This window comes from Streptococcus gallolyticus subsp. gallolyticus DSM 16831 (assembly GCF_002000985.1).
Taxonomy (GTDB): domain Bacteria; phylum Bacillota; class Bacilli; order Lactobacillales; family Streptococcaceae; genus Streptococcus; species Streptococcus gallolyticus.
In genome coordinates this window covers 1,162,482-1,174,754 of the sequence record NZ_CP018822.1, presented here as the reverse complement: position 1 = coordinate 1,174,754, position 12,273 = coordinate 1,162,482, and the positions used below count along the sequence as shown (strand labels likewise).

Annotated in this window: 8 protein-coding genes; 1 reads left to right on the top strand and 7 read right to left on the bottom strand. The window is 34.7% G+C overall.

The window, feature by feature from the left end; translation table 11 throughout:
- Positions 1–7: 7 nt before the first annotated feature.
- On the top strand, positions 8–934 hold the full coding sequence (locus BTR42_RS05940) for a site-specific integrase (protein ID WP_167367621.1): 927 nt from the start codon (positions 8–10) through the stop codon (positions 932–934).
- Between the two features lie 38 nt (positions 935–972).
- Here the strand turns inward: BTR42_RS05940 and BTR42_RS05935 are convergent, their stop codons facing one another.
- The 7 genes from BTR42_RS05935 to BTR42_RS05910 all read right to left on the bottom strand — a co-directional run bounded on the left by BTR42_RS05935 (position 973) and on the right by BTR42_RS05910 (position 12,146).
- Positions 973–4,107, bottom strand: a complete 3,135-nt coding sequence (locus tag BTR42_RS05935) for a type I restriction endonuclease subunit R (protein WP_077496822.1) — start codon at positions 4,105–4,107, stop codon at positions 973–975.
- Positions 4,108–4,123: 16 nt separating this feature from the next.
- Complete coding sequence (locus BTR42_RS05930) at positions 4,124–5,374, bottom strand: restriction endonuclease subunit S (RefSeq protein WP_077496820.1); 1,251 nt, start codon at positions 5,372–5,374, stop codon at positions 4,124–4,126.
- A 3-nt stretch (positions 5,375–5,377) separates the two neighbouring features.
- Positions 5,378–7,930: a type I restriction-modification system subunit M gene (locus BTR42_RS05925; protein ID WP_077496818.1), complete on the bottom strand. Its 2,553-nt coding sequence runs from the start codon at positions 7,928–7,930 to the stop codon at positions 5,378–5,380.
- A gap of 139 nt (positions 7,931–8,069) precedes the next feature.
- On the bottom strand, positions 8,070–8,231 hold the full coding sequence (locus BTR42_RS12665; RefSeq protein WP_014620135.1) for a hypothetical protein: 162 nt from the start codon (positions 8,229–8,231) through the stop codon (positions 8,070–8,072).
- Positions 8,224–8,898, bottom strand: a complete 675-nt coding sequence (locus tag BTR42_RS05920) for a zeta toxin family protein (protein WP_014620134.1) — start codon at positions 8,896–8,898, stop codon at positions 8,224–8,226. The genes BTR42_RS12665 and BTR42_RS05920 overlap by 8 nt, the downstream gene beginning before the upstream one ends.
- Before the next feature lie 129 nt (positions 8,899–9,027).
- The gene (locus tag BTR42_RS05915) at positions 9,028–10,353 is read right to left on the bottom strand and encodes an MATE family efflux transporter (protein WP_013643100.1); all 1,326 of its coding nucleotides are present in this window, start codon (positions 10,351–10,353) and stop codon (positions 9,028–9,030) included.
- A 110-nt stretch (positions 10,354–10,463) separates the two neighbouring features.
- Positions 10,464–12,146, bottom strand: a complete 1,683-nt coding sequence (locus BTR42_RS05910; RefSeq protein WP_077496816.1) for a GbpC/Spa domain-containing protein — start codon at positions 12,144–12,146, stop codon at positions 10,464–10,466.
- Between the last annotated feature and the right edge of the window lie 127 nt (positions 12,147–12,273).

The following is a 12,273-nucleotide window of genomic DNA, read 5'->3' as shown; positions in this document are numbered from 1 at the left end:
GGATGAAATGATAATTAATTCTGAAACAATGTTATTTTGTGATTATTATAAGCAATGGATTATGGTTTACAAAGAGGGAGCTATACGTCCTGTAACCATGAAAAAGTACTATATGGCCTATCGTTGGCTCGAAAAGTTAGTTCCAAAATTGCAGATACAACATTTAGATCGTATTTCTTATCAAAAATTATTAAATCAATATGCAAGTGTTCACGAAAAACAAACAACTATGGACTTTCATCATCATTTAAAGTGTGCGATTTTGGACGCTGTTGATGAAGGGCTCATCCGAAGAGACCCTACACGTAAGGCTATTATCAAAGGAAAGCAACCACGTGCTAAGAAACCAAAATTTCTTAATCAGTATGAACTTCATAAATTGCTTGATGACCTTGACTTAGCCCCACAAATTAATATGGATTGGTTGATTCTATTGATAGCAAAAACTGGCTTACGTTTTTCAGAGGCTCTTGCTCTAACCCCTAAAGATTTTGATTTAACGCGACAAACACTTTCCGTCTCAAAAACATGGGATTATAAAGGCGACGGTGGATTTCTACCGACTAAAAATCAATCCTCAATCAGAAAAATTCCTATTGATTGGCAGACTGTTATTCAATTTGCAGAATTACTAAAAAATTTGCCCGAAGATAAGCCGATTTTTGTCAAAGGAAAAATCTATAACTCTACTGTAAACGACCGTTTAGCTCGACATTGTAAAAATGCTGGTATTCCTATTATTTCCGTTCATGGTTTGCGTCATACTCATGCCTCACTACTGCTCTTTGCCGGCGTCTCCATAGCAAGTGTTGCTAGACGACTCGGACATTCTAATATGACAACCACTCAAAAAACATATCTCCATATCATTAACGAACTAGAAAGCAAAGATATTGACATCATTATGCGGTCACTATCAAGTTTAAATTCGTAAAAAATAAAAGAGGGAGAAAATCTCCTTCTTTTATTTTTCTATTCTTCATGAACTGTTTCTATATCAAATCCGCCACTTATGATAAATTTTCTTAATAACTTATCCACTTTTATTCCAACTTTTGGAGGAATAATTTTTTTCCCTTCAATTTTTTCTAGATACTCTTTAGCTTTATTTTTATCAACAGTATCTTTTAACTCTGAATAACGTCCAAATTCGTTAATATTTGCTTCATTAAGCTTCAATTTCATTATACGACGTAATTTCTCTTCGTCAAGCCCAAGTTTTTCAGCTAGATTATGAATTTGGTCATTTTTATTCCTTACCATATACTCTGTTATATAATCTCTGAATGTTTTATTCTCAGACACCTCAACTTCTCCTCGTTGAATTTCATGAAGAAAAATATTAGCGAATTTTTGTTCTTCTTGTGTTAAAGTAGCAAATGTTTTGTGAAGTTCTTCCTCGGCGTCTGAAATAGCTTTACTTGATGAAGAATCATTTAACAACTTCAGATATTTACTGAATCGCGAATTCATATAATTTGCATCAATTACACCAGTATCAAGTTCAGTAACATAAGAATTTATATCATACGGAACGGAAGGCTCTCCAATACCTCCGCCATCATTTGAATTAAATTCTTTATATCGTAATGACAAAACATAATAATCCGTTTCAGTAAAATCAATTGTAACTTTTTTATTAAAGTCGTCTTTATAAGTTTTCTTTTCCCAAGTAAATCCTTGTATTTTAGCAGCTTCTAAACACGATCTTAATTCACTAAATAGTTTGGCAAATTTACGAGAAATCGATTTATCATCTGGTAAACTCTCAAAATTATCAATACCTGAACGTACAAATAAATCAGAAATTTCTTTATATATACGATTCATATTTTCGACATTTTCAACAATATGCTGAACAAATAAGCCTAATGGTTTATCTCCAGAATACATTTTTACAGCTTTTTCTATATTTCGTTCCATTGTATGAGGTTTTCGATAATAACGAATTGTACCGAAAGGTTTTTCATCACCAAATAAACGATTAGTTCTAGAAAAAGCTTGAATGATATTTTCATATTGAAGCATTTTATCCATATAGAGAGTATTAATCCATTTAGAATCAAAACCAGTTAACATTTGATCAACAACAATTAATAAATCAATCTGTTGAACAGCGGACAGCCTTTGATATGGTTTTTTATGAGCTAAACGATTCGAAATATCTTCCTTCATTTTAGAAAATGTCGCAATTACAAATTTTTGACCATACCTTTCATCATAGTCCTTGATAATTTCAGATAATCCATCTTCTTTAAAGTCAATATTCCCACTATTGTCTATATTAGGATCAAATAATGCTGTAACTTTCAAGTCAGGTTTTAATTCTTTTAACTTTCTATAGTAAACAATAGCCTCTGGAATACTGCTCGTCGCAAATATCGCATGAAATTTTCCACCGCGACTTAATCTTACCCAATTTTCTAAGATATCGTTAACTACACTATTAACATGCTCATTTGTTTGATATTGAGTCATTGGAACATAGTCTTCTATTCCTTTTACGTATCGCTCGTTATCTTCAGTATAACCAGCCATTCCAATTTCATTTGAAGCCATATATTTATAATATATTTTAGACTTCAGAGGATCAGAAATAGCTTCTTCTGCAGTTTTAGCTTTTGCTTTCTCCAAAGCGACGGATTGTCGTATGTCTTTATCCCTAAAAGTAAGGACTTTATAAGGATCAAAACCTAAAACATTTTTATCTCTTATACCATCAGCAATACTATAACGATGCAATTCATTTCCAAATACAGTCGAGGTTGTATTATTTTTCTTTTGATTTTCTTTTTGAATCGGTGTACCTGTGAAACCAAAGAAAATCGCTTTAGGGAATGTCCTTTTAATTGTAATAAGCATATCACCAAAAGTTGAGCGGTGAGCCTCATCAATAATAAACACAATACGTTTGCTATTCATTATTTCGATATCATTTGAATTAAGACCTTCTGGTTCATCTTTTATATTACTCATTTTTTGAATAGACGTCACAATTAACGTATTTGAAGGCTCTGTACTTTTTAACTTAGTGATAAGAACCCCTGTATTCTCTGTTTCTTGTACCCCTTCCATTTCTGAAGCAAATCCTCGATATTCTCTCAAAGATTGCTCTCCGAGTTCAATACGATCCATTAAAAAAATGACTTTATCTGCATCTTTAGAAGCTGCGATTAATTGAGCAGATTTAAAACTTGTCATTGTCTTTCCTGAACCAGTTGTATGCCATACATAACCACCTAATTGATTATCACCATCCCAATTTGTTTGGGAAACTTTGTCAGATATAGCATTTGCTGCAAAATATTGATAGCTACGCATAACTTTTAAGACACCGTCAGAATTATCTGCAACAGTATAAAAACCAATTAATTGATGTGCCATCGGAATAGATAGAAGTGTGGATACAATTTTATCCCATTCGTTAATAGGTTCATTGTTAAAATCAGCCCAATGAAAATAATAACTTTTATTAAATTGTCCATCTGGTCCAGGATTTGCAAAATAAACCGTTTCATTAGGTTCCATTGCTACAAAAATTTGAACTAATGAGAATAGTCCCGTGAACACTCCTTCTCGCGAATACTTCTCAATTTGGTGGTAAGCATCACTAACTGGAATACCGCTCTTCTTTAATTCAATATGAATAACTGGCATTCCATTAATTAAAAGCATTAAATCTCCACGACGGTCATTAAGCATTTTAGATTTTGTAGGGAATTTGGGCTGCTGAACAATCTGATAACGACTTTGACCAGCTGCAATTTCACGCCGATCATAAATTTTTAAACTTACTTCTTTTCCATAATGGAGTTTATCATCTGGATTATCCCTAGTTATTGAAACACTTTTACCATTAATAAATCCATTGAGTTTTAATGGTGTTCGTAAATTTTCAATCTGTTCCATGATTTGCTGCATTTCAGTGTCTGTCAACGGATAATCATTTAAACGATCAATACCGCGATTATTTTCAAAAAGAATATCAGCCCAATTACGTAATAAGTCCTTTTCTGTATAATTCTTTAAGACTTTTTTCTCCCAACCTTTTTCAGAAAGGAGTTTAATTAAGGCTTCTTCGAATTCTGATTCACTATTAAAAACCATAACATTCTCCTAATTACTAAATAAACATTTTTTCAAGCATAGCTTTTTTTACTGTCTTTAACTTATCTAACTTACGCTGATGAAGAGTGATGAGGCGGTCTAAGTTTGAGAAATACTCACCGATTTTTTGTTGTTCTCTTATATCTTTAGGTAGCAATAAATTCATATTGGACATTTGCTTCCCTGATACTTCGACAAAGGTTGAACCTGCCCCAACCATTTCTCCATATCTTTTTAATTCCTCTGAACGGGAAAAGATAAAATATGAGTCAAGCTCGTTTGCATGAGGAACAATTGATTGAAAACCTTGGTTAGTGCACCCTTTTTTGCGTAAAATTGCCATTTTACCTATACCTGCACGAGAAGTGAAGAGTACAGTTCCAATAGGAAGCATTTTAGCAGAACTATTATCATAGCCTTCTTGAGTAATTTTTCTTTCACTTGAGGAAACAAAAATTTGGTCGATAATTTCAGCAGGAGTATACCAGTCAATATCACCGTCCCAATACTCATCCTTTGATGTACTTGGTGTTCCTCCACCAACAATATCTGCCACTTCTCCCAACTTACGCTGTTCCCAATCGTCAGTAAATCCTGAAAAACGAATTTCTGGAATTTTTTCACCATTTTTAGGAAACATTTTTTCAAGCATCGCTTTTTTTACATTTTTTAGGCCATTTAACTTACGCTGATGAAGAGTGATGAGGCGGTCTAAGTTTGAGAAATACTCACCGATTTTTTGTTGTTCAGCAAATATATGAGGTACTGGGATATCAATTTTAGATAAGTTTTTACGACTTATTCTTTGTCTTGTACCACCACCAAGAAATGAATTTACAATTTTAAAGTATGTTGGTGTTGAAAGGTATTGAACTAAATACTTACTGTCATATTCTTTAGAAGTTCTAATGATTGTACAATCAACAGCTGTAATCATACGAATACCTAAGTTAGGTAAAATGCAAGCTCTTCCAGCTGGATCTGGCAATCTAGAAATTAGAATGTCTCCTGGATATACTTCTTCACAACGAAGCCTTTTAAGTGTTTCCTCTGAAATCCACTTTTTATTATTCTCTTTATCTAAATATTCTGTGATGCCAATATTTCCTGTTTGGATTAATCTTACTCCTGAATTACTTTGATCTTTTGCCTCAATCCAATCGCCATCAGTAAAAACCTCACATAATGATTCTAACTTACGCTGTTCCCAATCATCAGTAAATCCTGAAAAACGAATTTTGGGGCTTAACTTATTTGTATCTTTCATTAGCTATTCTCCCAACAATTTAATGAATTCCTGAATGCCACTCATATCAAATTCATTACCTTCTAAATCTTTCAACATTAGGGCTAAATCAGATTCTGCTTTCTTAATTTCGTTATCGATATCCGATAAAGTTTCATCATACTTCTGAGAAAGTTGTTCTAGTTTTTGCACTAATCCATTAACTAATTCTTGAGTTAGTAATTGCATTTGCTCGATAAATGGAGCAATCCATTTTTTCTCTAATAGCATGTAAACTTGAGGGGCAGACAATTGTTCAATTTGATTTTTAGTTTTATTATGCAGAGTTTCGACAGCTGATTTTACATCAGATTTAAGAGATTTTTCTTCATTTTGAAGACGAGTTACTTGTTTTAAGATACTTCTTACCGCTACATCTAACGTTTCATCCTTTTGAGCTTTCTTAACTTTTGCACTAACAAATGCATCTTTAGCATCATTAACAAAATCTTTTTCTTTTTCTTCTACTGGTAACTCTTCGAAAAGTTCCTCTATTTCTGCTGAGATTTCATTTAAGCGATTTTCTTTACTAGAAATTGAGTTAACATCATCAGCAAGCAACTCTCTTTGAACCAATTCAAATGGGAAAACATGTCCAAGCCAACCTTCTTGAACTTCTACCTCTTTACCTGATTTTTTCTTGATAACTAGATTAGGATCAACTTTTTTAGCAGCATCAAAACCTTCTGTTTGAAGAATTTCTATATCAGTTTGCATATATTGCCATTGAGTGTCTAATTTTTCATACGCATCATATTTATCAATCAGTGGCATATTTTCAAGACATTTAAAAATATATTGCGCTAATTTTTCTTCTTCTCTCTGAACATGTACTTCATTGATACGATCAATTAGTTCTTCTCGCATATATTGTGGAATATCTGAGAAAACTTTTCGAGAAGTTTCAAAGAACTGTTGAATTTCTGGATGAGCCAAAACAGCTTTCTTGACATCAGATACCTTTAATTGATATGTTGATGCGTTTATCTCTTTGAATAAATCTGATTTTAAATTTGGAAAAGCATTCCAAAAGTTACTTAAATCCTCTAATTCAGATTTTGGGATACCTCCAAACATTGTTGCAAAAATATCCCAACTTTCAGTTTTCTCTGAAGAATCAACGTAACGAGGAATATTAAGATTATAATTATTACTTCGAATTTCATCTCGAGATACCACACGTGAAAATTTTGCAACATCTTCACGATCAATCACAGCATCAACAATACGCTTAATATCAGAAGCTCGTAATTTATTATTTTTACCTGACTTAACAAAACCTTTCGAAGCATCAACAACTAATACGTCTGTATTTTCACGTTTCTGTTTCAAAACCATGATAATTGTTGGAATACCAGTCCCAAAAAAGATGTTTGACGGTAAACCGATAATGGCATCAATATTATTTTGTTCAATTAAGTTTTTACGAATTTCACCCTCTTCACCACCTCGGAATAATACACCGTGTGGTAACACAATTGTCATGATACCGTCGCTTTTAATATGAAAAAGGTCATGAAGTAAAAAAGCATAGTCTGCTTTTCCTTTTGGTGCTAATCCAAAACGTGCATATCGAGGGTCAGATTCCTTATCAGTGGGATTCCATGACTGTGAGTATGGTGGATTAGAGACAACTGCATCAACATACAAAGGTTCGTAAGTAGCAATTGGATCTTTGTCATCAAAGTAAGGCCAATCATCCTCCAAGGTATCCCCATTTCGTGTAACAATATTATCCGGTAAAATTCCTCGCATAACAAGATTCATACGTGTCAAATTATATGTATTTTGTTTTAACTCTTGTGCATAATACTTAATATTATCCTTATTCGATATATATTTTGAAGCACTTTTACCAATATTAATCAACAATGAACCAGAACCACTTGTGGGGTCATAGATTTTAATTGAATCTCTATCTTTTAAATGTTCAGCAACAATTTCTGACATTAATAGCGAAACCTCATGAGGGGTATAAAATTCACCAGCTTTTTTACCAGCATTTGCAGCAAACATACCAATCAGATATTCATAAATAAATCCCAAAACATCATAATCCTGTTTTCCATCCATAGGAATGTCTTTAATAAGATAGATTAAATCACTAATTGCCTTTGTTTGAGAAGCTGAACCGTCACCTAATTTTGAAATTCCAGTTTGAAGAGTGTCAAAAACACCATCAAAAACATCTTTATGAGCTGAATCTATTAATCGACTAAAGGCTGATAATGCATCTCGTACATCCTGAACACCAAAGTCACTGCCTTTTTTAATCCAAGTAGAAAATAAATTATTATATGAAATAAAATATCCAAGATTTTTTTGAATACTTTCAACAACTTCTGAATCTTCTTCAGTTAATTCACATAGATATTCGTCAGTCCAGTCATTTTCCTTTAAATATTTTTCTTCTTGTTCAGAAAGGAATTTATAAAATATAAAACCCAAAATATAGTCTTTATATTCGTTGGCTTCAATTTTAGAACGCATTTTATTAGCTGATTCCCAAATCTTTGAAGCAAGTTGCTGTTTATTCATAATCTTCCTCCGATTACTTGATTTATAAATTATATACCAATATAATACCATATTATTGATACATTTTTGATTATTCAACCAAAAACACCCTTCCTTATATAAAACTAAATAGGAAGGGTGTTTATTCCTCATATTCTATTCAATCTTCCAATCCAACCAATTGACGTTGGCGTTTATTAGCTTGGTCGGCGATGTATTTCATGACAGTTTTAAATTCTTTTGCACTTGCATTATTTGATAAGTTCGAAAGGCTTTTATTATATTTCTCAACGATTTGTTTTACTTGCTCTTGTTCAGTCATTTAGTATTTTCTCCAATTCTTCCAGTTTATATCTTTGTGGGATAATGAGTTCTAAGTTATCAGTGTCATAATGGATTTCAGAAATATTATTTTGATAGTCTTTAATAATGATATGCAAAATAACCTCAGAATGTCGTTCTTTTACTTTTTTTACATTTTCTCTAGCTTTGAAAAAAGCGTTAATAAAAGTTAGTCTTGGAACTAGGCGACCTTCTGCAATTTCTCTAGCTTTTGTGAACTTCCAAGCAATTTCAGGTTCTTGATAAACATAAAAAATCAACACTTGGTAATTCTTCTTTAAAACTTTAACAATTTTCTTTTCTGCACTCGGAACAGCAAATGTAGCATCCATAATAAATGAATAACCATTTTTAACAGCAAACTGAAAAGCTTGTTCAACTAACCAAGACGAAGCTTTTTGAAATAAACTCGAATTTTGTCCATTATAGTCAGCAAACATCTCTCTAAAACAGTCAGCATCAATAACAACTAAATTATCATAGTTTTTAATTAACTCTGTAACAATTTCCGTTTTTCCAGCGCCTGGGCTTCCTGCCATAAAAACAGCATCCCTTTCGTCGCTCGGAAATTTTCCATGAGTTATTTTTTTAATAAATTCCTCTTTATTTTCTTTGGCATATTGTAGATATTTATCTTCTAAATTCATCATATGCCCCCTTGCGTTAGATTATTCTTAATTTCATCATAAAACATAAACACACTTACAACACTATTATACCATAAAAGAATGTTTTTTGTTTCAATTCATGCTACGTTTTTCCCCCCTCACCTCACCTTATCTTATAGTATTCATCCATTTTTTGCTGCGGAACATGATGATAGAGATAATTAGTCTGAAGAGTTCTTCTTGTGATAGGAGGAAATAGACCCATACGATTGGTAGTTTTAAGGCGAGTCCTGTGAGGAGTCCGATGGGGACGCCGATAAGCCAAGTGCCTAGTATGTCGATAATCATGATGTATTTGGTTCTACCGCCACTTCGGATAATGCCACCACCTAAAATCATATTTTGCACTTTGATTGGGGCTAGAATGGCAAAGGCTACCAGTAGTTGTGAGCCAACTTGACTAACATCTGCTTCGACATTGTAAAGTCCGATATACAAGCCTTTGGTGGCAATAAGGGTAATCGATAATATCAAAGAGCCCACCAAACCGTAGAGGCACAGCTGTTTGGATTCTTCGTAGGCTTTGTCGTAATCACGTTTTCCAAGGCGTCGTCCGATAAGGATACCTGCCGCTTGAGAAAGTCCTGATAAAGCTCCGATAAATAGCCCTTGAATTGGTCCTGTCAATGACATTCCTGCTAATTCACTAGTTCCCATATGCCCGTAAATGTAGGTATTCACATTTTGTCCCATTGTCCAGAGGAATTCATTGATAACAATTGGTAAAAGCATAACAGCGTATTGCCGAATTTCAACGCTGTCCATATGTAAATCAACTGCGAAAGAACAGATTTTACGGTAGTAATAAATCATTAAGAGAAGATTGACGATTTGTGACATCAAACTTGCTACGGCTGCCCCTTTAACTCCCATTGGCGCAAAACCAAAATGTCCGAAAATCAAGAGATAATTCAAAGCGGTATTGACAACTGCTGCCACGGCACTAATATAAAGCGGATATTCGGCATGATTATGACATCTCATTTGCACCGCTAGGATTGAAGAAATCCCAGACAAGGGATAAACCAAGGCTAAGATTTTGATATAGTCTGCGGCATTAGCAATCACGGTCGTGTCTTTGGTAAATATCCCTGAAATCATGTGCGGCAAGAAAAAGCAGACACTCATCGTGAAAACAGCTAAAATCATCATCACCAGAAGATTAACAGACATACTGGTGTTGATTTTCTTTTGGTCATTTTTTCCCATATACTGAGAAACCATGATGCCTGTCACGGTGGCAATAGCTCCGCTAACAAAGGCAAAGACGAATTCTGGCTTACCGCCTACTTCTACGGCTGCAATGGCTGTTTTGCCAAGCTGACCTACCATTAATTGGTCTATCATGGAAAAAGAAGATTGCAGCATAGCCTGCAAAGCTACTGGGATTGCAATCTTCATCGAATCTCTAAAAAAGTGCTCTGTTTTTGTCATCTTATTGTCTCCATAATCCATATTAATGTCATTATAGAGCAATCGTTTGCATTTATGCAATGGACTATTTGCACAAATTTTTTAGACAGTTAAACCATAAACGTTCTAAGTCATTTATCCACTTTTTTACGAATGTCGATAAGACCTGACATTGTCAATAAAGTCCCGAGAAGAATGGCAAGGAGTGATTGTTTTTCCGTTCCTGTTTTTGGCAATGTATCAGCGATGTAGGCATCAGAAACCGTGACCGAGCTAACTGGATCAAGGGCATTGTCAATCGCTTCTTGTCTCGGAACGATAACTGCCGTATCACCTGCAGTTACTTCGTCGTCAGTATTAATCTCATCATCGACATCAGCAGAAATATCATCCGTAGTCGGATTTAAAACGGTTGTTTCTGGGTCATCCAAACTTTCTTCTGATACGATAATATCATCTAAAGAACTTGTCGGAGCTTGATATTGATATGGAGTATAGCTGACACTAACAACTTGCAAAGTTGGTTCTTCAACCGTTTCTAGAACGGGAACGCTGTACGCCTTAACGCTTGAATTGAAAGCAAACCATTGCGTTGAACGGTTGTTGGAACCGAATGAAAAATGAATCTCACCGTCATCTCCAACCACGCCGACAATGGCACCATACCATGATAACTCCGTACCATCCCATTCATTCTGCTCAAATCGGCTACCTTGTTCAAGGGATTCGTTGCTGGTAGCGGCGTAAGCTCGATTTTCACTAGCATTGTAACTTACAGAAGCCCCATTGATAGCAATATAATCACCATCAAAATTCGTCACATATTCATCAGAATTTAAAACATAAGACTCACTTTCGTCATCATAAACTGCACCTGAATTAAGAGAGGCAAACGAGAGTAGAGCTCCAGAGACGTCAATAGCTTCGCCATTTTCATCTAAAAATTGCACGTCCATGCCAATCTGCGTTGTTTGATTCAAGCTGATAACATCAATGGTGTTTGTTGGATCGTTGAAGAATTTTACCAAGACTTGGTCGCCAGATTCTTGGCTTTCTAGGGTGTAAGTATATACCACACTAGCAACTTTTGTTGTATTGAAATAGGTATTTTCAAGATTGTTATAAGTAACTACTGTTGGAATTCCTTGTTGTAGGAAATAATAACTGCCACTACTAATGTAATTTGGATTGCTGATAATATCATTTGCAATGATGTCTTTGTCCTCGACGGCATTAGCTTCTACCCATGCGAGTGCGGTTGCTTGGTCAACTGCTGTGGCATTGTTATCAACTTCTGCAATGGTATTGGGTTCTGAGCCTGATTCGAAGATAAGAGATTGTCCTGCTGCTTCGCTTAAATAGCCGTCCTCAGTCGTTTTAGCTTCGTAATCGGCTACTGCTGCTTCATAAGCGGCTTGATTGTCAGCAACTTCTTGATTATAATTTTCAATGGCAACAGCATAGTCAGCATTATTTTGTTCTTGTTGAGCGGTAGCGTCTTGGATAGCTTCTGTATCAGCAATGGTATTGGTAACAGCTTCAGATAAATCAGATGTGGTCACCATGTCTTCTATTGTTACCTCAACACCTGCCGCTTGCGCTTCTGTGATAGCTTGGTCTTGGTCGGCTTGAGCTTGTATCAAATCAGATTCTGTCAGCTCTGTATCAGTCGCTACTTGCTCTACCGTGTCAGTTGTTGTCTCATCAGCATTGACTTGAGCATTGTTTATCACTAATAAACCTGCAACAGCTACTGAAACCACGCCAATGGTCAATTTCCGAATGTAAAATGTTTCCTTAGACTTTTTAAACATATCAAATCCTCCTAAAAAAGCAAAAACCACCAAACCAGACCATTAAACGGTTGATTTGGTGGTTCTTTTTCATACATAGTGTCTAAAAATATGTCACAACCACCAGATTAACCAGTTTTGCAACCCA

What these genes read in the sequence shown, in the direction of transcription:
- BTR42_RS05910 (WP_077496816.1), bottom strand. Translation starts at nt 12,146, where the DNA reads ATGTTTAAAAAGTCTAAGGAAACATTTTACATTCGGAAATTGACCATT.
- BTR42_RS05920 (WP_014620134.1), bottom strand. Translation starts at nt 8,898, where the DNA reads ATGAATTTAGAAGATAAATATCTACAATATGCCAAAGAAAATAAAGAG.
- BTR42_RS05915 (WP_013643100.1), bottom strand. Translation starts at nt 10,353, where the DNA reads ATGACAAAAACAGAGCACTTTTTTAGAGATTCGATGAAGATTGCAATC.
- BTR42_RS05935 (WP_077496822.1), bottom strand. Translation starts at nt 4,107, where the DNA reads ATGGTTTTTAATAGTGAATCAGAATTCGAAGAAGCCTTAATTAAACTC.
- BTR42_RS05930 (WP_077496820.1), bottom strand. Translation starts at nt 5,374, where the DNA reads ATGAAAGATACAAATAAGTTAAGCCCCAAAATTCGTTTTTCAGGATTT.
- BTR42_RS05925 (WP_077496818.1), bottom strand. Translation starts at nt 7,930, where the DNA reads ATGAATAAACAGCAACTTGCTTCAAAGATTTGGGAATCAGCTAATAAA.
- BTR42_RS05940 (WP_167367621.1), top strand. Translation starts at nt 8, where the DNA reads ATGATAATTAATTCTGAAACAATGTTATTTTGTGATTATTATAAGCAA.
- BTR42_RS12665 (WP_014620135.1), bottom strand. Translation starts at nt 8,231, where the DNA reads ATGACTGAACAAGAGCAAGTAAAACAAATCGTTGAGAAATATAATAAA.